General features: G+C 70.2%; 21 protein-coding genes. 7 read left to right on the plus strand and 14 right to left on the minus strand.

The features are described 5' to 3' along the window. Positions 1-541, plus strand: a 541-nt coding sequence (locus PMI01_RS25945) for a helix-turn-helix transcriptional regulator (RefSeq protein WP_007662790.1), incomplete at its 5' end; no start/stop codon positions are given. Between the two features lie 49 nt (positions 542-590). Here the strand turns inward: PMI01_RS25945 and PMI01_RS02955 are convergent. Both PMI01_RS02955 and PMI01_RS02960 read right to left on the minus strand, forming a co-directional pair. Further along, positions 591-827, minus strand: a complete 237-nt coding sequence (locus PMI01_RS02955) for a DUF7662 domain-containing protein (protein WP_007662792.1) — start codon at positions 825-827, stop codon at positions 591-593. Positions 828-839: 12 nt separating this feature from the next. Next, positions 840-1661: a MoaF C-terminal domain-containing protein gene (locus PMI01_RS02960; protein ID WP_007662793.1), complete on the minus strand. Its 822-nt coding sequence runs from the start codon at positions 1659-1661 to the stop codon at positions 840-842. Positions 1662-2006: 345 nt separating this feature from the next. Here PMI01_RS02960 and PMI01_RS02965 point away from each other — a divergent pair, with 345 nt between their 5' ends. The 6 genes from PMI01_RS02965 to PMI01_RS02980 all read left to right on the plus strand — a co-directional run bounded on the left by PMI01_RS02965 (position 2007) and on the right by PMI01_RS02980 (position 6459). Further along, positions 2007-2636, plus strand: coding sequence for a GntR family transcriptional regulator (locus tag PMI01_RS02965; RefSeq protein WP_007662795.1), 630 nt, complete (start codon positions 2007-2009; stop codon positions 2634-2636). Between the two features lie 79 nt (positions 2637-2715). Further along, on the plus strand, positions 2716-3555 hold the full coding sequence (locus PMI01_RS25950; protein WP_007662796.1) for a hypothetical protein: 840 nt from the start codon (positions 2716-2718) through the stop codon (positions 3553-3555). Between the two features lie 137 nt (positions 3556-3692). Next, positions 3693-3824 carry a benenodin family lasso peptide gene (locus PMI01_RS26910; RefSeq protein WP_007662799.1) on the plus strand — a complete coding sequence of 44 codons (132 nt, stop codon included), beginning with the start codon at positions 3693-3695 and terminating at the stop codon, positions 3822-3824. A gap of 89 nt (positions 3825-3913) precedes the next feature. Further along, entirely contained in the window at positions 3914-4063 is a 150-nt protein-coding gene (locus PMI01_RS26915) for a benenodin family lasso peptide (RefSeq protein ID WP_007662801.1), read from the plus strand. Between the two features lie 39 nt (positions 4064-4102). Further along, positions 4103-4753 (plus strand): lasso peptide biosynthesis B2 protein, encoded by a 651-nt coding sequence (locus PMI01_RS02975; protein ID WP_007662803.1) that lies wholly within the window; start codon positions 4103-4105, stop codon positions 4751-4753. Beyond that, a complete protein-coding gene (locus tag PMI01_RS02980) occupies positions 4753-6459 on the plus strand; it encodes an asparagine synthase-related protein (protein ID WP_007662805.1) in 1707 nt (568 codons plus the stop codon). Before PMI01_RS02975 ends, PMI01_RS02980 begins: the two co-directional genes overlap by 1 nt. 22 nt (positions 6460-6481) lie before the next feature. Here PMI01_RS02980 and PMI01_RS02985 read toward each other — a convergent pair whose 3' ends face one another. The 12 genes from PMI01_RS02985 to PMI01_RS03040 all read right to left on the minus strand — a co-directional run bounded on the left by PMI01_RS02985 (position 6482) and on the right by PMI01_RS03040 (position 22316). Continuing rightward, positions 6482-8494 carry an Atxe2 family lasso peptide isopeptidase gene (locus PMI01_RS02985; RefSeq protein WP_051989883.1) on the minus strand — a complete coding sequence of 671 codons (2013 nt, stop codon included), beginning with the start codon at positions 8492-8494 and terminating at the stop codon, positions 6482-6484. Then, positions 8488-11484 (minus strand): TonB-dependent receptor, encoded by a 2997-nt coding sequence (locus PMI01_RS02990; RefSeq protein ID WP_007662809.1) that lies wholly within the window; start codon positions 11482-11484, stop codon positions 8488-8490. The genes PMI01_RS02985 and PMI01_RS02990 overlap by 7 nt, the downstream gene beginning before the upstream one ends. Before the next feature lie 113 nt (positions 11485-11597). Next, positions 11598-12557 carry a FecR family protein gene (locus PMI01_RS25955; RefSeq protein ID WP_007662811.1) on the minus strand — a complete coding sequence of 320 codons (960 nt, stop codon included), beginning with the start codon at positions 12555-12557 and terminating at the stop codon, positions 11598-11600. Positions 12558-12571: 14 nt separating this feature from the next. Next, a complete protein-coding gene (locus tag PMI01_RS03000) occupies positions 12572-13129 on the minus strand; it encodes an RNA polymerase sigma factor (RefSeq protein WP_007662812.1) in 558 nt (185 codons plus the stop codon). 358 nt (positions 13130-13487) lie between these two features. After that, positions 13488-14408, minus strand: a complete 921-nt coding sequence (locus tag PMI01_RS25960; RefSeq protein WP_007662814.1) for a Fungal chitosanase — start codon at positions 14406-14408, stop codon at positions 13488-13490. After that, positions 14405-15004, minus strand: coding sequence for a hypothetical protein (locus PMI01_RS03010; protein WP_007662816.1), 600 nt, complete (start codon positions 15002-15004; stop codon positions 14405-14407). Before PMI01_RS03010 ends, PMI01_RS25960 begins: the two co-directional genes overlap by 4 nt. A 151-nt stretch (positions 15005-15155) precedes the next feature. Beyond that, positions 15156-15509, minus strand: coding sequence for a DUF2322 family protein (locus tag PMI01_RS03015; protein WP_202948066.1), 354 nt, complete (start codon positions 15507-15509; stop codon positions 15156-15158). A 227-nt stretch (positions 15510-15736) separates the two neighbouring features. Further along, positions 15737-16585 carry a hypothetical protein gene (locus PMI01_RS03020; protein ID WP_007662818.1) on the minus strand — a complete coding sequence of 283 codons (849 nt, stop codon included), beginning with the start codon at positions 16583-16585 and terminating at the stop codon, positions 15737-15739. 45 nt (positions 16586-16630) lie between these two features. Next, the gene (locus PMI01_RS03025) at positions 16631-17392 is read right to left on the minus strand and encodes a hypothetical protein (protein WP_035034210.1); all 762 of its coding nucleotides are present in this window, start codon (positions 17390-17392) and stop codon (positions 16631-16633) included. Between the two features lie 627 nt (positions 17393-18019). Continuing rightward, positions 18020-18826: an RES family NAD+ phosphorylase gene (locus PMI01_RS03030; protein WP_007662822.1), complete on the minus strand. Its 807-nt coding sequence runs from the start codon at positions 18824-18826 to the stop codon at positions 18020-18022. Between the two features lie 78 nt (positions 18827-18904). Further along, positions 18905-19408: a hypothetical protein gene (locus PMI01_RS03035; RefSeq protein WP_007662824.1), complete on the minus strand. Its 504-nt coding sequence runs from the start codon at positions 19406-19408 to the stop codon at positions 18905-18907. Between the two features lie 76 nt (positions 19409-19484). Then, positions 19485-22316, minus strand: coding sequence for an HNH endonuclease (locus PMI01_RS03040; RefSeq protein WP_007662826.1), 2832 nt, complete (start codon positions 22314-22316; stop codon positions 19485-19487). Positions 22317-22320 lie beyond the last annotated feature (4 nt).

The raw sequence follows: 22320 nt of genomic DNA on the forward strand, positions 1-22320 counted from the left end.
GGAGCCGGTGGCGGCGGTCTTCCGCCGGCCGATGCTTCTGGCCCTGGCGGCGCCGGTCGCCGAGCGGCTGGCGCGGCGCTTCGCCGAGATCGAGGAGGAGTATCGGTTTCCGTCCCTGGCCCAGACCGACGCCATCGCCGCGCAGGTCCGTCTGATCCTGATCGCCGCCGCGCGCCTGGCCGACGCCGGAGACGCCCGGGCGCGTCCGGCCAGCGCGGCGCTGCTCGCGCGGTTCCTGACCCTGCTGGACGAGAACTTTCGCCGGCGCTGGACGGTGGCCGACTATGCCGACGCCCTGGGCGCGACCCCCTATCTTCTCAACGCCGCGACCCGCGACGGCCTGGGCGCCAGCGTCTCCCAGGCCATGCAGGCCCGCGCCGTCGTCGAGGCCCAGCGCCTGCTGCTCTACACCATGCTGGGCATGGCCGAGATCGCCTTCACCCTGGGCTATGACAACCCTTCCCATTTCAGCCGGATGTTTCGCCAGGCGACGGGCCTGACGCCGCGGGCCTGGCGCGCGGCGCGTCTGGCGCCCGGCTGAGGCCGAGGCGTGACGCGGGCGAGGTCCCGGGGCGCCGGGATCGGACGTCCTAAGGGCGCTCGAAACGGACGCGTTCGGCGCCGTCGATGAGCCGGGCGCGATATCGCGCCGCGGTCCAGGCGGCGATCTGCGGTTGGGCGTCGTCGGTCGAGGACCACCAGACTTGCTGGCGCGCGCGCTTGGGCAGCATGGCCCCGATCAGCCGCTCGATCTCGGGGAAGCTCAGTTCCACGATCGGCGACGAGCGACGTTTGAGATAGCGCGTCAACGGATCGTACTTGGCCATGATCGGGTCACGTCAGTCGGCGGAGCCGGGACTGGGGATGTCGGCCAGCCGGGTCATGCGCGCGCCCACCGTGGCGTTGCCGGTCTTCCAGGTGTCGCTGTCGGCCCCGAAGATCTTGCCGATCGAGGTCATGGCCCGATGGTCCTCGATGGTGACCGCCAGGCAGGGCAGCAGCTTCTCGGTCCAGCAGACCAGAAACAGCTCCTCGGCCAGTTCGACGCATTGCACCTCGTCCAGTTCGCCAAGACCCGCATCCGGTCCCTTCCAGCAGTACCAGTGAAAGTAGCGCGGGCTGACATAGTAGTGATCATAGACATGGGTGGCGCTGTAGACGTAGCGCAGGAAGCGTCCCAGGAGCGCCGCGCCGGGCGGGAAGGACGGGATCTCCCCTTCCGGTTGGAGCGCGGCGCCGCGGACCGCCGCCCGCGCCAGGCTCTGGGAGCCCGACAGCCGCGCCCGCGACAACAGATCGGTTCGCTCGAAGGTTCGATCCTCGACCGATCCGTCTATGATCACCGCGCGCACGGCCCGCAGGTCGAGCCAGACGCAGCAGGTCCTCGTTTCGTTTTCCACATCGACGAAGTCGATGAAAAAGCCGTCGGGGCGGATCTCGAACGCCGCATAGGGCTGGGATTGGACGAGGCGTCCGGCCCGTGACCAGCGCAGCAGGCCGGCGTCCAGGAAGGTCAGGACGAGGGTTTCTCCGCCGTCGACGCGAAGCTGGACCTCCTGTCCCGCCAGCGCCGCGGTCGGATCGGGGCGCCCGCCGTCATGATTGACCAGCAGATCGCCGATCTGGGGCCAGGGGTCCGCCGTCGCATGTTCCGATGTCATCGCGCGCCTCCAGCCCGAAACGGTAGAGGCTTTGAGGCCCGGCTCCATCACCCTGGAAGGCGACGATGGCGACCGGCGCCGGCGGCCTTGGCGTCATCGCCAGCCCAGGCGGACCCTTTTATCCGGCGGGCGCGCCTAGAGGCTGAACGCATTGGCGCGGCCCAACCCGGCGGTTGCGACATGGCCTCGACAGGGGCCGCCGCCGCCCCTGGATTTCTCTGGAATGGATCGCGAGGCCGATCTGGTGATGATCTGACGACGGAGCGGCGTCCGATGCGCCGATGCGACGGGCGCGCGCCCGGTCCAGGGCCGCCCGGCCGGACCGTATCGCTGAAGGGAGCGGCCATGATCGAACGCGCGGGCACCGGCGAGCGCATCTATAGCGCCATAAAGGCCTATCTGCTGGCCGAGAGCGATCACCGTCCGGGCGACCGGATCGAGGTCGCCGACCTCTCCCGCCGGTTCGGGGCCAGCGCCACGCCGGTGCGCGCGGCCTTGCATCGCCTGGCCGGCGAGCGCCTGCTGGTCAGCCACCAGGGCGAAGGCTTCTCCGCGCCGAGGGTCACCGAGCCCGGGCTGGCCGACCTCTATCGATGGAACGCCGCCCTCCTGGTCAACGCGATCCGCGCCGCGCCGGCGGGCGCGGCCTGGCCCCAGGCCCTGGACATCGATCCGCGGACCTCGCCGATCCCCTATCTGGAGGCGGTGTTCGCCGCCCTGGCCGCCCATTGCGGCAACCTCGAACTGGAATGGGCCGTGGCCGGCGCCAATGATCGGCTGCACCGCGCCAGGCGGGCCGAGCGGGCGCTGGCGCCCGACTTCGTCGAGGAGATCCTCCAACTGGGCGGGCTCATGGACGCGGAAGGGCCGCGGGGCCTGAGGGCGGCGATCGTCGGCTATCACCGCAAGCGCCTGCGCCTGGCGCCGGCCGTGGCGCGCCACCTTCACGGTCTTGGCGACCGCGAGCGCCGCTGAAGGTCGCGGCCGGTCTGGCCGGGGCCGATCAAACCGCCTATCTGGTGGTCGAGCTTGGCTAACCGCAGGATGTTTCACCTTGGCCCAGACCGTCAAACGCCTGACCCCCAAGCCCAAGACCCTGCGCGCGCTCTATCTCAAATCCGGAAACCAGTGCGCCCATCCCAATTGCGACAAGGTCCTGATCAACAGCGCCGGGACGATGATCGGCGACATCTGCCACATTCGCGCGGCCGAGGAAGAGGGGCCGCGCTTCGACGACACGATGACCAACGAGTCGCGTCGCGGCGAGGCCAACCTGGTGCTGATGTGCGCGGTGCATCACCGCCAGATCGACGGCGAGGTCGCCAACTACCCCGCCAAGCGGCTCGAGACGATCAAGCGCGACCACGAAGCGCGCCTTTCGGAGATCGGCGACACGCTCAGCCTGCGGTTCGAGGCGCAGTACCGCGATCAGGCCGACGCCCTGGACCCGGCGGCGCCCAGGACCCTGATGGCCCTGGGCGCCCATTTCGGGGGCATGTCGCCGGGCGATCGCCAGGAGGCGATCGCCGACGCCGGCGCCTATCTGGAAAAACTGCGAAATCTCCCCGACGATGACCGTAAGCTGCTGACCGCGGCGATCCGGCGGGGCGTCAGGGTCGGCGGGCGGGCGGAATCCCATCGCTCGGTGACCGTCCACGCCGAGGAATTCGCCTCCAGTCACGGCATCTCCGCGGCGCGGGTGAAACGCCTGGGCGACGCGCTCGAACGCCACGGTCTGGGCGACATCGACGAGCTCGACCATCGGCAATATTACCTGTCGCTCGGCGACCCGTCCGAGTTGCTGGAATGGACGGCGATCGCCGTCTTCTGCGCGGCCAAGGGCGTGGAGCTCGAGGACCTGACGATGCGCTTGAGGTTCGATCGGCTGGACTGAGCGCCGACGCACGCCGCTCGGCCGTCGGCGGCGGCGAATTTTCGTAAAATCCTGGCGTTATCTTCTGCGTGTTCTCCATCTGAGGTCGCATCGTTCAACCGTCACGGCAGGCGTGACGACTGGATGAGGAGACCGTCATGGAACGGACCGAACACCGCATCGACGACCTGATCGAACTGGGCGCGGCCAGCGTCGAGACCAAGGGCGCCGATCTGCCGACCTCGGAAGTCGGCATCGGCCGGCAGCCGGCCGGCATCACCGAGGACTGAGCGTCGCGACGGGGGCGCCGCGCTTGGCGCCTCCGTCGGCAACCCGGTTGCAACCGCCGACGGCCCGCCTGGGCCATGAGCCCTGGGCCATGAGCAAGGAGACCGCCATGCGGCAGGTCGAAAACCAAACCGAAGAGCTGGTCGAGCTGGGGCGCGCCAGCGACGAGACCCAAGGTCCGGACATGCCGACCTCGGAGGTCGGCATCGGCCGTGCGCCCTTCGGCATCACCGAAGACTGAGCACCGGCGGAGCGGCCCCGCCGCTTCGCCTCGCCCCCCATGCTCAGCGTTCCCGCCCGGCTGGCCTATGTCGTTACCCAGGACGCCGCCGTCTTCCTGGATATCGACAACGATCGCTACTTCAGGCTGCCGATCGGTCTGGAGGCGACGTTCCTGGCGGCGCTTTCGGGCGCGCCGCGCGGCGGCGACGACCTGGATCGCCTGATCGGCCTGGGCGTGCTCGAACCCGCCTTGGACCGTGATCGTCCCGAGCGTCGGGCCGCGGTTCCTGTCGCCGCCTCGGCTGTGGACCTGGACGACGGTTCGGCCAGGGCGCGCCTGACCACGACGTTGGAGGTCGCGGCGTCCCTGCTTCGCGCCCGGGCGCTTCTGCGTCGCGGTTTCGCCCAGACGCTGGCCGCCCTGGCCACGCGCCCGGGGCGGGCCGAGGCCTCGCGCGCGCCCGAGACGGCGCGGTCGGCCAGCCTGGCCTTTCTCGCGGCTCGCCGCCTGGTTCCGATCCGGCCGGTCTGTCTCCTGGACTCGGTGGCCCTGCTGGATTTTCTGAACCGTCGAGGCTTGGACGCCGACCTGGTCTTCGGCGTCATTCCCCGGCCGTTCAGCGCCCACTGCTGGCTTCAGGCCGACGGCTTGGCCCTCAATGACGAACTCGACAACCTGGTCGGCCGCGCGCCGATCCTGGTGGTCTGATGCGCCGCCGCTTCCTGCTCATCGCCTGGTCGCCCGAGCGGCGCGTCGAGGCCCAACGCCTGTCGGCCGGTCTTGCGGCCTGGTCGTCCCGCGCCGAGGGGCTCGGCTGGGTTCTGCTGACCCCGCCCGGCAGCCGGGTCTGGGAGGTCGAGCGTGGCGCGCTGGCGATCGGCGCGGTGTTCCCGCGCCTGGACGGCGGCCGCTCGCGGGCCGGCGGGGACAAGGGGCGGCGCCTGCTTGAAGCGTTCTGGGGCGGCTATGTCGCCGTCCTCGATCAGGCCGACCATGTCGAGGTCCTGCGCGATCCCTCCGGCGCGGCGCCGGCCTATTGGATCGCGCGGGACGGACTGACCGTGGTCGGATCAAGTCTGGAGGTTCTCCTCGATCTGGGCGGGCCGGCCCCGCGGGTCGATTGGCCGGCGGTCGCCGACATGATCGCCTATCCGCAGGTTCGCGCCGAACGCACCGGCCTGGAGCAGGTGCGCGAGCTGCTTCCGGGCCAGAGCCTGCGCATCCGGCTCGGCGGGCCCGAGGGCGCTTGGCTGTCCTGGTCGCCTTGGCGTTTCGCCGCGCCCGGGGCGGCGCTGACCGATCGCCCCGCCGCGACCGAGGCTCTGCGGACGACGGTGGCGGCCTGTGTCGCCGCCTGGGCCGGCGAATATTCGACCATCCTGCTGGAGCTGTCCGGCGGTCTGGACTCCTCGATCATCGCCGCCAGCCTGCGGCTGGCCGGACGCTCGGTGGATTGCGTCAACATCGTCACCCCGACGGCCGAGGGCGACGAGCGGGGCTTCGCGCGCCTGGCGGCGCAGGGCCACCGCCTGCACGAGCGAGCGGTGTTCGCGCGGGGCGTCGATGTTCGCCAAGCCCGGGTCGGCCGGCTCCCGCGGCCCGGCGCCCACGCCCTGCTGCGGCCGATCGAAACCGCCTTCGTCGAGACCGCCCGCGCCGTCGGCGCCGAGGCCTTCTTCAGCGGCCTGGGCGGCGACAACGTGTTCTGCTCGCTGTCCTCGGCGGCGCCGGCCTCGGACGCCTTGCTGACGGCCGGCCCGGGCCCCAGGTTCTTCAAGGCGCTCGATGATCTCAGCCGTCTTCATGCCTGCACCCCCTGGACGGCGGGCCAGCTGGCCTTGCGAAAGGCGTTCCGGTCCGGCGCGATGGGCCGCCTGCCGGCCGACGCCAGCTTTCTCGCGCCAGGCCGCGCGCCGGCCCGGCCGCCGCACCATCCGTGGATGACCGCGCCGACCGGCGCCTTGCCGGGCAAGCACGACCACATTCGAAGCCTGCTGCTCGCCCAGGCCTATCTGGACCGCTACGCGCACGCCGCCCAGGGGCCCGTGGTCTTTCCCCTGCTGTCGCAGCCGATCGTCGAGCTGTGCCTGCGGATCCCGACCTGGCTGTGGATCGCCGACGGCCAGAACCGGGCGATGGCGCGGGACGCCTTCGACGGCCCTCTTCCCGAGACGGTTGTCCGCCGCCGCTCCAAGGGCGGCCTGAACGCCTTCGTCGCGGCGGTGTTCGAGGACAATCTAGGGCCGCTGGCCGACCAGTTGCTCGGCGGGCGCCTGGACCGCGCCGGCCTGATCGACGCGGCGGCGGTGCGCGCCGTCCTGGCCAATCCGGGCGGAGCGTCCGGGAAGACGCTCTTTCGGCTGCTGCAACTGGCCGATGTCGAGGCCTGGGCCCGCACCTGGGCTCCGGACTAGGGCCCCGGAAGGGCCCGCGGAACTAGGGCGCGCCCGCCGCGCCGTCCCGGCGGGCCGCGAGCGCCTTCCATCGCCGGTACTGGTCGGCCTTGCCGGGCGCGGGGTCCACGTAACCCTGCAGCCAGAAGCGGAACCAGTCGATGTTGCGGACATAGGCGGCCTGGCGATGGCGCGGCTGGACGAGGATGTGGGGCTCGTTGGCGAAGACGTGCAGTTCGAACGGGGTGGTGGTGTTCGAGAGCCTGGAGATCAGTTCGATGGTCGGCCGGTATTCCTGTTCGGGCATCTGCATCAGCACCGCGGCCTTGATCTTGCCCGTGTTGAGGGCCGGCGAGATCAGCTTCCAGCGCTCAGGCGTCTCGTCGGGCGCGCCCAGGCCCCAGACCTTGCGCAGGTTGTCGTGGACGTCCCGGCCCCGAAAGCCGTTGATCCAGTAATAGGTCGGCTCCAGCTGCACCGAGGTCACCGACATCGCCGCGAGCAGGTCGGACTTCATGGCCGTCCAGTAGGCGACCTCGCTGCCGAAGCTCAAGCCGCCCATGCCGACGCGCTTGGGGTCGATCAGGCCTCGGCGGTCGAGCAGGTCGATGACGGCGCGAAGACCGTGCTCGGCGGTGTCGTACTCGGCGACCGCGTCCTGCCGGTCCGAGGGCGGGGTCGGGTAGTTGACGCACAGCGCCGCGATGCCGGCCTGGGCGATCAGGGCGAACGGCCATTCGTCGCCGGTGCCGCCGCGCAGGTAGCCGTCGCAGTTGTAGTAGTGAATGAACAGCGGCGCGCGCCCTGGGGCGCCAGCCGCGGTGACCAGGCGCCCGAGGAAGGTCTGGCCGCGATCGTCGGTCCAGGACAGCCGCTCGACCATCAGACCGGCCGGGGCGGCCAGATCGGCGTTCGGCGCGTCCAGCACCGTGCGCGCCCGCCCGTCGAGATCGAAGGCCTCCAGGCGCGGCGGGGCGAGCGGCTCGGAGACCACGCAGACGGCCCGTCGCGCCCCGACCGCGCAAGGCTGCCGCGACCCGCCGCCGCCCAGGGCGCCGTCGATCACGGCGATCCGGCGCGCGGCGTCCGATCGCGGCGCCCACGCCCAGAGGGCGTAGCGCGCGTCTGAATCGCGAACGGTGAACACCACCTCCGGCCGCCCGGGCCGCCAGGCGGCGGCGAGCACCCGGCCCGCGCGGCAGGCCTGGAGCTGGCAGGTTCGCCATCGGCCCTCGGCGTCCTGGACCTCCAGCGTCGTCACCGCATTGCCGACCGTCATGCGGATCGCCCCCTGCCCGGCCTCGCCTGGGGTCTGGGTGACCAGCACGCCATGGCTCGCCACGCTGGTGGCGGTCTCGGCGGCAGGGTCCTGGACGTCCACGGGCGACAAGGTCGCCAGGTCGATCGCCCGGCGTTGCGGCGGACGCGCCCCCAGCCGGCCGGCCCGTCCGAACCACGGTCCCGAAAAGCGCTGGCTGGCCAGGCGGCCGTTGATGTCGATCGCGCCGAACAGGCTCTGGGCCGGGTCCACCGTCTCGTCGATCAGGACGCCGTTGTCGTAGTCGTCCGCCTCCGCCGCGCGGATCTCGGCCCGGGTGGGGCCGACCTCGTAGGTCAGCCGGCCGTTGGCGATCGCGTAGCGCTCGACATCGGCCTGGTCGTGGGTGACCGGCTCGGGCGGGGCGCTGTCGAGCCCCGTCCGCCAGACCTGCACCCCGCCCTCCCCCAGGGCCCGGAAGTAGAGCCGCCGGGAGTCGGCGGACCAGACGGGCGCCTCGACGACCGGTGTCCCCGACGCGGTCCACAGGGCGTAGCCGCCATCGGCGACCCGGCGAGGCCGGCCGGGCCTGTCGAGCGGGGCGACGTACCAGCTCAGGACGTAGCGATTGCCGCGCAGATCCGCCCTGCCGCCGCGATAGGCGACCCAGGCCCCGTCGGGCGAGATCGCCGGGCCCGAAAGATCCGTCAGCTCGATCAGGTCCTGGACCGTCGGCGCGGCGCGCGCCTGCAAGGGCGCGAGCCACAGCAGCGCCAGGAGCCAGATCGCCCTCACCACGCGCGCACCAGTTCCAGGGCGACCAGGCGGCCGACCGGGCTGGCCTTCTCGCCGTCATAGCCGACCGCCGAGGTCACCGACCGGATCTCCGCGAACGGCGGATCGCGATCGAAGAGATTGCTGACCGACAGGGCGACCTTGAGGCCGGCCAGCCGGCCGGCGTCCTTGGGCGCCAGCCAGGCCAGTTGCAGGTCGGCGGTCGTCCAGGCCTTCACCGCCCGGGCCGGGATCGGGATCTGGTTGCGGTAGCCGTCGATGTGGTTGACCGCCACGGTCGTCGACCATGCTCCCTGGGTCCAGTTGAGCCGGCCGCGAAGCCGCAGGCTGTTGGGATTGCCGACCGTCCCGACGACGTCGACGCTGGGCGAGGCGTCGGTCACCCGCTGGTCGACCGAGAAGATGTAGCTGCCGCCAAGGCCCAGGCCGATCTCGCCCGCCCCGACCGGCCGCCGGTAGTCGAGGTCGAAATCCACGCCGTCCTCGTCGACCTGGGAGAGGTTGCGGTTGCGCAGATCGACGATCGCCTTGATCGCGGCGGCCGGGATCGCCGACGGGTTGGTGAGCTCGGGCGCGGCGTAGTAGCGGGCCACGACGTCGGCGGGCGGATTGTCGGTGATGACCCCGGCATAGACCGCCCGCTCGATCAGCAGGTTGAAGGCGTTGGCGTTCACATTGGCGATGCGGTCGCGGTAGGCGACCTTGAAGTAGCTCGCCGTCAGCTTCAGGCCGTCGATGGCGGGCGGCCGGTACTCGATCGTCCCGGACCAGGTCGTCGCCCGTTCCGGCCCGGTGTCCGGCGAATTGCCGACCAGGGCCAGGACCGGGGTCGAGCCGGTCGGCGAGGCTGGATCGGGCAAGGCCACCGGCTGATAGAAGGTCAGGCCCGGGCCGACCTGCAGGTCCTGGAAGCTGGGGGCGCGGAACGACTTGCCGTAGCTGCCCTTCAGGGTCAGGGACGACAGCGGCCGCCAGTCCAGGCCGATCTTCGGATTGCGCGTCGTTCCGACGTCGCTGTAGCGCTCGACCCGCCCGGCGAGGGCCAGGTCGAGCTGGCCGATCGGCGCGGACGGCGACAGCAGCAGCGCGCGCGCCTCGACATAGGCCGCCGCGATCCGCCGCCGGCCGGGGAACAGGGTCTGGGCGGCCACCGGCCCGGCGGTCGTCAGATCGGTGACCGTGCTCTGCCGGTAGCGCTCGGCCCGCCATTCGGCCCCGACGGCCGCCTTCAGCGGGCCGGCGGGAAGATCAAGCAGGGGACCGTCGGCCCGCAGGCTGGCCGACCAGACCGTGTAGACGCCCTGGCCGGTGTCGTAGCCGCGGATCGTGTCGATCGTCGCCCGAGGGGTCGAGCCGGGATCGCCGAAGACGTTGTAGGCGGTGGCGCGATTGGGGTCGGCCAGGGCCGCGCGCAGGCGCAGGCTGTTGATGGTGTTGTCATTGCGCCAGGTCTCGCGCTGCCGGCCGTAGCCGCCCTGCAGCGTCGCCGACCAGTCGGCCAGAGACCGGGTGACGCCGGCGGTGGCGTTGACGGCGCGCGCCCCGCCGCTGTTGACCGGCTTTCCCAGATCGCCCCGGAAATCGTAGCGCACGCTGACCGGCTGGTGCGTGCCCAGGACGTCGAGATAGAACGGATTGGTGACCGGCACGCTGGTGGTGCGCTCCAGGCTGCCGATATAGCGGCGATTGAACCGTCGGTCGGCGGCCAGAAGCTGGCCGAACACCTCGGTCCGGGCGTCCAGCGCCTGGCGCGCCGAACCATAGACGACGTGCCGGCGTTGACGGGGCAGCAGGTCGGTGTCGCGTTGCTGGTCGGACCGGTTGGTCTGGCCGGACTTCAACTGCCCGACGGTCAGGCCGACGCCGTTCTGGCCCGAGGGAATAGCGTAGTACTGGCCGCCGGCGAAGATATTGCCGGGGGCACCGAAGGGCTGGCGATTGTCGGCCCCGCCGAAGGCCCGCAGGTCCTCGGTGGCGAAGGGGCGGTCATTGGCCGAGAGGCGGCCGCGCTGGTAGTACTCGTAGGCCAGGGTGACGTGTCCGCCGTCCCAGGTCTTGCCCCAGATGGCGCCCGCCTGGCCCTCCTGCGCGTCGCCGTCGGCGGTCCCCAGGCGCAGGCGGGTCTCCAGGCCCTCGAAGCGGTCGCGCATGACCAGGTTGACGACCCCGCCCACCGCGTCCGAGCCGTAGAGCGCCGAGGCCCCGTCGGCCAGGACCTCGACGTGGTCCAGGGCGGAGGCCGGGATCAAGGAGACGTCGGTGAACAGGCCTGCGACCCCGCCGAGGGCGGGCCGCGCGCCGTTCAGAAGCACCAGGGTGGAGTTGGCGCCGAGGCCGCGCAGGTTGATCGACGCGCCCAGGCCGGCGTTGTTGTAGGCGCCGTTGCGGTTGTTGTAGCCCAGGGTGGCCTCGTTGGGACCCCCGCCGAAGTTCTGCGGGATGGCCTGGACGATCTGCTGGGTCGTGCCGTAGCCGCTGGTCTCGATCTCCCGGCGGGTGATGGAGATCAGGTTGGCGCCCACCGGCCCCGCGCCCCGGATCCGCGTGCCGGTGACCACGAGCTCCGAGAGGGTCTCAGCGTCGCCGGCTTGGGGCTCCCCCGGCGCCGGACCGGCCGGAGCCTGGCGCAGCACCAGCTTGTCGCCGACCGGCGTCAGGGCAAGACCCGTATTGGCGAGCAACCGCTCGAAGGCCTGGTCGGCCGTATAGCGGCCCTGGAGGGCCGGCGCGGTCCGGCCGCTGACCAGGGTCTGGGGGGCGATGACCTCGCGGCCGCTGGCCTGGGCCACGGCCGACAGGGCCTGGCCCAGGTCCTGGGGCTTCAGGTCGTAGGTCTGGGCGGGCCTGGCCGGCGCGGACCTGGTCTGGGTCGCCGCGATTTGGCCGGACGGGCTCTGGTTGGGCGCGCTTTGGGCGGCGGCCTGGCCGGCCAGGGTCAGGACGAGGATCGCCGCGCTGGCGAGCAGGCGGCGGCGGGTCGAGATCGAGAACATGGTTTCCCCCAAGGCGCGCGGTTCGCGCGGTTCTTGGGGGCAAAGACGAGGCGGGGGCCGGACACCTCCCGAAAAAGTTCATGCGATCGTCACGCAGCCGTCTGGGGACCGTCTCAGGCGGCGGCGCGGCTCAGGACGATGTCGCCGCCGGGCGCGGTCCCGACGCTCAGGCCGAAGGCCGCGGCCAGGGCCTTGGCCAAGCCCTCGGCGCCGGTGACCCGAAACGCGCCGCTGACCCGCAAGCTTCCCAGGGACGGGTCGGCGAAGCGGATCTTGCGGGTGTTGTAGCGGTTGGCGACGGCGGCCACCTCCGACAGCGGCGACTGGTCGAAGGCGCGCAGGCCCGACGGCCAGCTGGCCTCGACCCGCGAGGCGGGCTGGACGGTCCGTGTCGTCAGGTCCGGGCCCAGGCGGACCAGGCGGCCGGCGGGCAGCGCGGGGCCGACGGCGAGCCGCCGGTCGCCGCGCGCCAGGCGCGGGGCGCCCGACAGCACGGTGACGTCGATCTGGTCCTGGGGGGCCAGGGCCAGGTCAAAGGTCGCGTCCTTGGCGGTGAACCGCGCCTTCCCGGCCTGGACGGCCAGATCGGCCTTGGCCGCGACGATGCGGGCCCGGCCGCGCTCGAGCCGCACGGCCTGTCGCCCGTCGCGGATCGCCGCGCTCGCGGCGCTGTCGGTGTCGAGGATCAGGGTCGCGCCGTCGGCCAGGGCCACGGTGCGGATCTCGCCGACGGTCGTGGTGAAGCGGGTCTGCGCCTGGCCGCGCCAGACATAGGTGGCCACGCCGACCCCGGCCACGAGGCAGGCGGCCAGGGCCAGGGCGATCTTCGCCGTCGGCGACGGGCCTCGGTCGGCCCGGGCCTTGGTCAGGCGAAGCGTGCTGAGGCGCGAATGGCCCAGGATCGCCGACTCCTCGAAGCGTTGGACCAGGCGCCGATAGGCTTGCCCGTTGGCCTCGACCGACCGCCAGGCCTCGAAGGCGTCGCGGTGGGCGTCGGCCCCGGGGCCGCGCATGCGGGCGAACCACAGGGACGCCTCCTGGCGCAGCCGCTCCTGCTGATCGCTCGACGTCATGCTCCGTTGCGTCCTCAAACCTTGCTCAGGGCGCGGTCGAGATGGGCGATGGCCTTGATCATCTGCTTTTCGACCCCGCTCACGCTCATGCCCAGATCCCTGGCGATCTGAGCGTAGGTGAGCCCGTCGAGCCGGTGAAGCAAGAAGATCTCCCGGGTCTTGGGCTTGAGCCTCATCACGGCGGCCTCGTAGCGCGCCAGGGTCTGGCGCTCGACCAGGGCCTGGTGGGGGTCGCTGTCGTTGGCCGCGTGCAGGTCCGGCTGCAACGGGGCGTGGGCGCGCTCGATGCGTCCGGTGGCGTTCTTGGCCCGGTCGCGCAGCAGGTTCCAGGCGATGCGCTTGAGATAGGCCTCCGGATTGTCCAGCGCCTGATGCTCGGCCGCCCGGGTCAGCCGCAGGAAGGCTTCCTGCACCAGGTCCTTGGCCTCCTCGCGGTCGGTTCGCCGGGCCAGGACGCGCGCCAGCCAGGGTCCGTGGCTGCGAAACAGCGCCTCGACCTGGGCGAGGCGGCGGCTCGGCGCTTCGGACCGGCTGTCCTGCGGCGGGTAAGGGTCGATCAGGAGATCGGTCAACAGACCCCCTCCCCGCTGGCTGGCGCGGCGGGGGTCGTCACGAACCCGCCTGCGATGGTCTGGCCGCTGGCCATGTCTCGCCTCCGTCGAGAGGCGCCGCCCGACGAGGGTCGGGTCGTCCTGAGACCAGGGCTTGAGCGGCAAGGCGCGCGGCGTCATGGACGCCGCGGCGCGGGCGCGCCGGCCGCGCCGGGTGACGACCGGACGCGGAGCGGTTCTATCAAGCGAGGTTCTCACGCCTCGGCGCCGCGCTCTCAGCGACGCGTCGCGAGTCTAGGACGAGGGATCGCGGGATGGCAAGACGGGGGCGTGGGGGGAGAGCCGTCCTCTGGCGGCGGATCGATCGGCGCCGCCCTGGCTATCGCGGCTTGTAGGCGCTGGCGCAGGCCTTCAGGCGGTCGGGCCCGCCCCAGGCGGCCAGGGCCTGGGCGGCGGCCGCGTCGATGCGGGCCCGGGTCCTGTAGGGATCGGCCGTCGAGCGGGTGCCTGGAAAGATCAGCACCGCGCCCCTGGCGTCCCAGCCCTTGCCGACATAGGGGCTCTTGCCGCGCACCTCGCGATAGTTGGCCGGCTCGGCGGTCTTGCCCAGCAGGGCGCCGGTCAGGGCGATGGAGCCCTCGCCGATTTCCTTGGCCGGCCCGGTGTCGCCGACCACGGCATAGACCAGCCGCTGGCCGTCTGCGGACAGCACCACGGCCAGGTCGCCGACCCGAACGCCCTGGTTTTCGAAGGGACTGGGCACGCCCTTCCTGGCGCGGCCGGGGACGACCACGGCCGGGACGGTCATGGCGTCGACATAGACCGAAAGATCGCAGGCGTCGGGGACCTGGGCGGCGTGGAGGGCGGTGGCCGAGACCAGGTAGCCGTCGACCTCCGGGCAGGGCTTGCCGTTCTTGAACGGGATGATGGCCGGGCTGATGCGGGTGGCGGCCAGGGCCGCCTTGGGCCAGCCGGCCGCCTTGGCGTTCTGGGTGGCGATGCGCCGGGCGCGCAGGCCCGGCTCGTCCAGGCCCGCGCACTTGTCGCTCATGGCGTTGCAGAGATTGTTGACGGCGGTGGCGGCGCCCCAGAAGTCGTCGACCCGGTAGGAGCGTTTGGTCCCGTCGGTGTTGACGTGCAGCACGTCGGCGAACAGCAGGGACGGCTTGCCGGCGTCGCGCCAGACCGCCGTCGTCCGGGCGCCGTCGTCGTCGGGATGGTTGAAGGCCGGCGCCATGTCGCACCGAGGCGCCGGTTCGGGCGCGGCGGCCAGGGCCAGCAGCAGCATCAGTCCGATCATCGTCGCCCCCTGATCTCGTTCACGTTGGCGGGCGTTGGCCCGCCGTCGTCCGCGAAGGGTTCGGGCAGGTCGTTGCTGTCCTCGTCCTGGTCGGGATAGGTGGCCGCGTCGTCGACCGCCAGTCGGTCCATGGCGATGAAACCGCGCGCTTCGGGGGCCCGGAGGAAATAGTCGGTCCGGGTCTTGCCCTGGCCGCTGGCGAACCGGGCGTGGCGGTTGGGCGCCTGGTTGTCGGCGATGACCATCTCGTCGGCGTCGACCCGTTCGACCACCAGATAGATATGATCGGCGCCGGCCGGGGCGGTGTTGTCGACGGTCACGCCGACGTCGCCGGCCCGTTGGCCGCCGACCGCGACGCGATCCCAGCCGCGGCCGCCCGGGCCCAGGCGGGCGGCGAGCTTGCCCGCGCCCAGGGTCACCGGCACGTTGACGCCGGCGGCGATCAGGAACTGGCTCAAGGTGGCGGCGCAGGCGTTGTGCAGGGTGTAGCCCAGGCCCGCCCGCTTCATTTCCCGGGCGGCCAGGTCCTGGATCCGCTGGATGCTGGCCGGATCGCTTCCCAGCGCGATCAGCCTGTCGATGCAGTCCTTGTCCATGGCGCGCCCTCCCCTGTGTCAGGGATGACAGCCTAAGCGTCTATTGGCGTCAATCGCAATCAGAAGGAGACTCATTGGCGATCTTCACCGCTGGCCCGAGGCCGCCTGGAGATCGTCGGTGAAGTTGGTCCGTCGGCGCGCCGCGGCGAGGTCAGCCGTCGCCGGCGATGACGTCGATGCTCAGCGGGGCGCCGCCTGCGGCGATCGCAAGGAGACGGTCGACATTCGGATGCGCGCCCGGGCGGTTGCGCGCATCCGCCGTGTGCTCGGCGAACACGTCCAAGCCGTGTTCGGCCGCTTTCGCATCCAAGGTTTCGAAGCGCTGCCGCAGATAGTGATAGACGGCGAGCGAACCTTGCTTACCCGGTTGATTTTCGATGCTGGCGACCACGGCGCCCGTGGCGTCCATGAGGTCGATGCGTTGCACGCCATCGACGGTCGGCAATTGCCGAAGGTTGTCCTTGAACGTCGCGGTTGGGTGAATCATCGCCAGCCTGTTTCGCATTTCTGAGCTCGTTGCGGGCGGGCCTGTAACACCCTGCGCGGACATCCGCTACGAGGCGCGCGAAGATTCGGCCGCCACGCGCCATCAACGGGCATCGGAACATCTCCGGTAAGGCGACCTTGGTCTGGCCACCCAGCTCACCTTCGTTCCTGAACGCGTTCGCTCGGCCTATCCGTGATGAGCGCCGGCCCGTCATGGCCGGCTGGCGATGCGGAAAGGCGCCCGCGCTAGATCTTGGTCAGGGGCACGAGTTCGCCATAGAGGCCATTGGCGCGGCGTTCGGCGATCACCCCTGGCGTATCCAGGATCGGCCGCAGCTTGGTTCGAAACCAAGCCTTGTCCTTGTCGCGCCAAAGCGGCCATCCCGTCGCCGGTCGGGACAGCAACAGCACGTTGTTCATTCGCCGAAGAATTTCCGGCTGCTGATCGGATCTTGGCCCCGAGCCCTGACGGGTGGCGAGCTGATAGCGAAGAAGGTCGGTCAGGGACGTTCGCGCGACGACAGGCTCTGGGTGATTCTGTTTGTCGTTCAGCGCCACGGATCCGCCGCACAGAAACACCGAGATCTTGGTTGGCGGGCCAAAGAGGTTGAAGAAATCCAAGCACAGGAGCTGGGCCGCCAAGCTGGCCCTGAGCAAGGCCTTGGAGCCGAGTTCACCATCGACCAAGCCCTCTCGCCAGGCCTCGAACTCGGTCACGTCTTTGATCAGCGCCGTATCGCTTTCGGCTTTTAGGGCGGCCTTGCCGGCCTCCGTCGCTAGGGCCTGGTTGACCGGCCTGATCAATTGGCCCGCCGGGGAGTCGTCAGCAATGCTGGCCGCCACGTCCGAAAGCCCGCCAGCTTCGATCGTCGCGATCTGCGCCTCGGTGATGTCGAGGCCCGGCTCGGCCGCCTTGGCCCGGCGCAGGATCCTGCCCAGGGCCGAGCGGGCGGTCTGGTTGGTGTGAAGATCGAACTGATTGACGCCAAAGCTCAGCCCGCACCCGTCCATCGGCGCGCGCGACAGGACGTTCCAGGTGTCGGGGCCGCTTTCATTGGCCATGCAGGCCGCCTCCCAGGTTTCCACGAGCGACATGGGCGTCTCCCTCTGCTTGAGTCATTGGGCCGCGCGGCGGTTGGACTAGGTTCCCCCAATGATCGACTGACAGGCCAGGAGATCCGTCGAAAGGCTGGTCAGCGCATTGTTGAGATTGGGATCAGCCACCAGGTGCTTGTAGTCCTCGCCCGCCCGAGCGACGGCGGGCGTGTTTCTGGCGGCGTTCGCCGCGACGCCGTTCTGGGTGGTCTCTTCGTTGAGCTTGATCACCTGGCTGCGATAGATCTGGGCGAAGCCCGAGAGGTTGGGCGCGTCCCCCGAAAACAGCCGCTTGCGCGCCGCCGTGTCGACGTCGGTCACCGCGCTGGACAGCTCCAGGTGCGCATAGATCGCGATCGGCGCCAGGCGTCGGATGGTGTCGGCGATTTCACCGCCGCCGCCGGCCCCCAAGGCGACCTGGGCGGCCTTCCATTGGGCGATCTGTCCATCCACCGCGGTGAGCTTGAACGCTGTGCGCCGCACGCAGGTCAGGGCCGACGCCGCATCGAGCATGATCTCGTGCTTCTTCTTGGGATCGTAATAGGACCGGGTGGCCAGAACGCCGGTCGCGAAGACAGCCGCGCGTTTGGCCAGTTTTTCACGTCCGCCAAAGGCGGCCGCGTTGACCCCCGCGATGCCGGCGCCGATCAGGGGAATATCGTAGGCCTGGGCGCCGAGCGCGATCATGTCGGCGGCGGCGTCGTAGTCGTCCTTGCGGGCCTTGGCCAGATCCATCGCCAGGGTGACGGTGGTGACCTGCGACTGCTTGGCGGTGTTCGAGAACGCCGAGGGCGCCGGCGGGACCATGCTCACCGTCGAACAACCGCCCAAACCCAAGGCCGCCGCGGCGACGGCGCTGTAAATGACTAGTTTCGGCATCATGCCCCCCGACATGCCCATGCAATATTCGCGATATGGTAGCGTCTTGGAAAATCGCTCGCCAGGGCTTTATGGTGCGCGCAGCCCAGGCGCGGTGTTCTGCGCGCGTTGAGCGCACCTGATCGCCGCTTCCGCCGTCGGACCGCCAGGCCCGGGAACAGGTTCGGGGTCGTCGATTTGCCCGCGCCCTTGCCGCAAGGACAGCATCAATACACTCCCCGTCCCGCCGCAGGATCGGTGGGTCCGATCGTGCTCGGACTGGACACCAGCAACGTCGATAGCGTCTTTGTCGCCGACCAAGCTAGGAAGCGGGGCGGCAAGCTCTTCGGCGTTGACGTGCGCGCCTCGCAAAACGGGCCGAGGCTTCACCGGCCTGGCTGATGAAACAGATGGGCAAGGCGCAGCAGGCTCAACCCAGGGCGAAATCATGAATCCTTAGCTTGCGAGGAATGCTTGGTTGAATGACCTGCTGCCAGTCTGGTGGACACCGAGATAGGCTCAAATCAAGCTACACCAGCTTGTCACCGTCAACGCCGGGGCCAGGCGCCGCTCACGCTAGGCGCCCGGTCCCAGCGGCTCGACCGTCGGCCGCCGCGCCTCGCCTTCTTCAGCGAACTCGAAGCGTACCGCCTTGACGGTCTTCACCTGCAGCGAGCGCACGCGCGCGGCGGCCAGGTCGAAGAGCGCGATGTTGAAGCCCTTCTCCGCGCCAAAGGCGCTCTTATAGGCTACGCCGTCATAGCCGGCTTGCTTGAAGAGTTCGGCGAGCACCTGGGTGGGTGCATACTCGGCCACATCATCGCCGCGGGTCATCGGTTCGGAGAAGGCCCGATCGATCCACGTCCAGACGGACTCTTCACGTTCCGACGCCGGCGGCTCTTCAAAATAGATCGGCAGCTTGCGCGCATGGCGCGAACAATCGACCAGCTTCAGCGGCCGGACCACCTCGAACTTGGCCAGGGTGAGCGAGGCGGCCAGCCACGGCCGCGCCTCCGACATCGCCGTCTCGTCCGTCGTCGCCAGATAAAGACTGGGGATGCCTTTGGAGTTGGCGCGTCCGTCCGGCGCGCGCCCGACCAAGGGCTTCATACGCTCCGGCCGATAGGGCTCTGGAAGGGATTCTGTCCCGCCGCCGAAGACCTCGACCTCGCGCCAGTCATGACCAAGTTGCGCGCGCCAAAGGCCCGCCCCCGCCTTGAGCGTCGTCTCCCGCCGGTCGGCCGTGGCCAGGACGGACGCCAGGAAAGCCTCGACCTCCGGAGTGCGGACGTAGCGCGCCTCGCGCCTTATCGATCGCTCGAAGGCCCAGTAGCTGCTCCAGGAGGGGAAACTCGCCCGCTCACCGCCTTCAAGCTGCGCCATCATAGTCCCCCGATTGGCTTGCGCCCGCCCGTCTCGCCGGCGCCGGTTGCGATCACGACGCCGTTGGCTCCAGAGCGGCTAGGCTCTGATGTTCAGCCGGACAGGCTCTTCTGAAAGAGCGAAATAGGCCAGGCTGAAGCCGGATTTTGCATGGTTGCCTTGGCCCAGCGTCGGGAGGACGCGATAGCCCTCCAACTCCGCCCTGCTCAGCGGGGTCTTGGAGTAGTCCAGGAGAACAAGGACGCCAAGACCGTTGTATTTCAAGAGCTTGCGAACCTCATCGGCGTTCTTCTCCGGAAGAAGCTCGGCCTTCGGACACCAGGGCCGCCGCACCGCCAACTCGACGGCGACATCGTAGACGATGAAGTCGACGCGCCCCTGCCCGGTCAGTTTCCCGGGCAGGACGGTCATCCGCTCGGGCTCGGCGCGAGGGCCGAAATAGCCGAGCAGGAAGGCGCGCACGAGCGGCAGCAGCTGGCGCTCCGACCAGTGATCGAAACGAAACGATTTTCGAAATTCGGGCCGACGCAGGCTTTGGTGGAAAAGCTCGAATGCGTCGATCACCTGGCTTATGCTCGCCATGCTCCCCCCTCAGTCATCGCGGTCTTCCTGGACGCGCCGCCGCCATGACGCCCGTCGGACCCGCCTCCATTCATCGTCATCCTCTTCTTGCCCGGCCGTCCGCCCTGGCCAGCAGGTCCGCGATGTCGTCGGCGGAGATCTTCAGACCCCGACGCCGTTCGAAATAGTCAGGCAGCCAGGAGATCAGGCGGTCCTCGCAGCCGGCGCCCATGCCGACCCTGCTGGCCCAAACGCACATCTGCGCGAGCTCCTTGGGGGTCGGCGCCGCCGCGCCTTCGCCGTCAGCGGCCGGGCCCAGGCTCACGCAAAAGTCGGCCAGGCAGCTGGCCATCATAAGTTCGAACGGAACCTGACGGCCTTGCGCCGCGCACTGTTCGAGCATGGGCATGCAGATGGCTTCGGCGAGATGCTCGCCCACATTTTCGATGTCGTCGAGTTGGTCGCCCGCCTCGGCGACGACGATCAGGCCGACGAACTTGCGCAGACGCACGCGAATGTTGTCGTGCCCGCGCCTGGGATTGGCGACGCGTTCGGCCAGGCCGCCGATCACGTCCTCGAAGCCGCCGCGGACGACGTCCGGCGACAGCGCCGCAACGGTCGCTCGCACCTCGGGCGCCTCGATCAGCAGCAGGCCCAGTTCGCCCAGGGCGTTGCTGCGAAACTCGTCGGCCTCGAGCCGATGGAAGGCCTCCGCGGCCGCGACATAGGCGTTGGCGGCCTCCTGCGCCTTGCCGAGCTCGGCCTGACAGTTTCCGATGTGGTGCTGGATCGAACCGGTGTTGATCGGGTCTTGGTCGCCGACCACCAAGACCAGGGCGCGTTGCAAGGCCTCGAGCGCCGCCGCGGGGTCGCCGCCGGACTCCAGCGCCCGTCCCTGTTGGAGCATGGCCATGGCGGCGTAGTGTTCGCCGCCTGGGGTCGAGGCGAAGCGGCCTTCCGCCTCTTTGGCGAGGGCGGCGGCTCGCCCGTAGTCGCCCGCGCGCTCGGCGACGGCGGCCTGCATCATGCGGACATGGCCCAAGGCTTCGCCGTCCAGACCCTTCGCCAACCGTTCGGCTTCCGCCAGGGCCCAGGCCCGGCCGTCGGCGTCGCCCGAGCGCTCCGCCAAGGTGTAGAACTGGGTCAGCATCTGGACCGCGCGCTTAAGGTCGCCGGCGCGGGCGGCGCTGAGGCTGGCGGCCCGCATGACGGCCTTGCCCTCCTCGAACCGTCCGCTCGAGAAGAAGAACATCATCAAGCTGCCGGCCAGGCTGACGATCGGGCGGCTGAGCGTTGGACTTTGCTCAAGGTGATCTTGGCAAAGCTGGATCGCCGACAGGGCGTTGGGCAGCGCGCCGCCGATCAACGACATCCCGCCTTCCGGGTCGCCATTGCGCAGGACATTGACATTGGCGCCGGCGACATAGACCGCGACGGCCAAGGCGAAGCCGTTGACGAGCTCGAGCTCGAGAGGGATCTCCGCGCGCGCGAACAGCCGCACGGGCGACACCGTCGAGATCCGCACCAGATCGCCAGAACGAAGGATGTCGATGAGGCTCCAGCCCTGCAGCCCGGCGATCGCCGCGTCGAGATCATCGACGCCGACGGGCGCGTCACGAAGCATCATGTTGTAGAACGGAGCCGGACATTGCGCGGCGATCCAGAGGAGCTTGCGTTCATCGGCCGACAGCGCGGCCAGGGCGACGGCCAGGCACGCGCCGAGCGATGTCGACCGATGCGGCTTCGAACGCCCCGGCACCGCCAGGGTGGCCGCGCCGTTCGTCTCGATCCGTTCGACGACCAGGCCGGCGTCTTCGAAGTGCGCCGCCAGGGCGCCCATGATCTTCAGGGTCAGCGGGTGGCCGTCCGCGAGATCGAGCAGCCTTTGGACGGCGGGTCCGTCGGCCTCCAGACGGCCGCGCGCGAAATCCCCCAGCACCGCCCGCGCGGCCGCGCCGTCGAGCCCCTTCAGCCCGTGCTCGGCGTCGAACGGGACGCCGGGCAGCGTCGACTGGGAGGTGACGATGACCTGCCCCCCGAGATTGACCGCCACCAGCGCGCCGATCAGGTCGCCCACGCCGTCCAGGTCGCTCAGCTGCTCCACGCCGTCCAGGACGAGACAGGCGCGGGTCCGGTTGAGGAGCGTGCTGATCGTCTCGCCGGTCGTTCCGCCCAGGGCCAGGACCATGGCGTCCAGGGCGCTCCTGATCTCGTCTGTTGAGCGGTGCTGCTCGACGCCGAGCCACAGCACCGGCCGCGTGTTTCTCCGCGCCTTGAGCGCGGCGAGCAACGCCTGGGTCTTGCCCACGCCGCCGACCCCGGTGACCAGGACCGCGCCATGGATGTCGAGCAATTGAACGATCGCCGCCACGTCTTGCGCGCGACCATGGAGTTTGGCCGCGCCGTCGGGCGGCCCGAAGGTCGACGCCTCCGGCATGGCCGGCGCAGCGAGGCTGGCCCGCATCTTGGCGATCAGGCCGTCCTTCAGGGCGCGCATCTCCGACCGGTCGAGCAGGCCGCTGTCGTAGCCGCTGTGACACTTCTTGCAGAGGCGCAGCAGGTTATGGTGGTGGTGCGACAGGCTGACGGCGAAGTCGTCGATATGGGCGTCCTCGAGCGCCTGGCCGTCGCCGCATCGCGCGCAGCGTCCCCCCGCCTCGATCTTCAGATTGACCCTGACGTAGTCCGGGATCGCGGGGCGGGGCCGCGGCGACCGGGCCCAGGGCTCATGCAAGAAGCGGTCGAAGGCCTCGAGCTCCTCGCTCGCGATCCGCAGCTGTCCGCCCTGGTCGATGAAGGCCAGGCGGCGGTCGTCGCCCAGCGCCTGCTTGGGCGCATGCTGCATATAGGCGAAGATCAGCGCCGGCGTGACGCCCAGGCGGTGCGCCGCCTCCAGGGGTGATAGAACGGTCGTGGTGTTGGTCGTCATCGCC

The organism is Caulobacter sp. AP07 (assembly GCF_000281955.1).
Classification (GTDB): domain Bacteria; phylum Pseudomonadota; class Alphaproteobacteria; order Caulobacterales; family Caulobacteraceae; genus Caulobacter.

Bases quoted from the DNA above. Each gene is read 5' to 3' on its own strand.
- PMI01_RS03020 (WP_007662818.1), bottom strand. From the start codon at position 16,585: ATGTCGCTCGTGGAAACCTGGGAGGCGGCCTGCATGGCCAATGAAAGC.
- PMI01_RS25960 (WP_007662814.1), bottom strand. From the start codon at position 14,408: ATGATCGGACTGATGCTGCTGCTGGCCCTGGCCGCCGCGCCCGAACCG.
- PMI01_RS02955 (WP_007662792.1), bottom strand. From the start codon at position 827: ATGGCCAAGTACGATCCGTTGACGCGCTATCTCAAACGTCGCTCGTCG.
- PMI01_RS02975 (WP_007662803.1), top strand. From the start codon at position 4,103: ATGCTCAGCGTTCCCGCCCGGCTGGCCTATGTCGTTACCCAGGACGCC.
- PMI01_RS02980 (WP_007662805.1), top strand. From the start codon at position 4,753: ATGCGCCGCCGCTTCCTGCTCATCGCCTGGTCGCCCGAGCGGCGCGTC.
- PMI01_RS02960 (WP_007662793.1), bottom strand. From the start codon at position 1,661: ATGACATCGGAACATGCGACGGCGGACCCCTGGCCCCAGATCGGCGAT.
- PMI01_RS02990 (WP_007662809.1), bottom strand. From the start codon at position 11,484: ATGTTCTCGATCTCGACCCGCCGCCGCCTGCTCGCCAGCGCGGCGATC.
- PMI01_RS25955 (WP_007662811.1), bottom strand. From the start codon at position 12,557: ATGACGTCGAGCGATCAGCAGGAGCGGCTGCGCCAGGAGGCGTCCCTG.
- PMI01_RS03040 (WP_007662826.1), bottom strand. From the start codon at position 22,316: ATGACGACCAACACCACGACCGTTCTATCACCCCTGGAGGCGGCGCAC.
- PMI01_RS02965 (WP_007662795.1), top strand. From the start codon at position 2,007: ATGATCGAACGCGCGGGCACCGGCGAGCGCATCTATAGCGCCATAAAG.
- PMI01_RS26910 (WP_007662799.1), top strand. From the start codon at position 3,693: ATGGAACGGACCGAACACCGCATCGACGACCTGATCGAACTGGGCGCG.
- PMI01_RS26915 (WP_007662801.1), top strand. From the start codon at position 3,914: ATGAGCAAGGAGACCGCCATGCGGCAGGTCGAAAACCAAACCGAAGAG.
- PMI01_RS03010 (WP_007662816.1), bottom strand. From the start codon at position 15,004: ATGGACAAGGACTGCATCGACAGGCTGATCGCGCTGGGAAGCGATCCG.
- PMI01_RS03025 (WP_035034210.1), bottom strand. From the start codon at position 17,392: ATGGTCCCGCCGGCGCCCTCGGCGTTCTCGAACACCGCCAAGCAGTCG.
- PMI01_RS03035 (WP_007662824.1), bottom strand. From the start codon at position 19,408: ATGGCGAGCATAAGCCAGGTGATCGACGCATTCGAGCTTTTCCACCAA.
- PMI01_RS03030 (WP_007662822.1), bottom strand. From the start codon at position 18,826: ATGGCGCAGCTTGAAGGCGGTGAGCGGGCGAGTTTCCCCTCCTGGAGC.
- PMI01_RS03015 (WP_202948066.1), bottom strand. From the start codon at position 15,509: ATGCGAAACAGGCTGGCGATGATTCACCCAACCGCGACGTTCAAGGAC.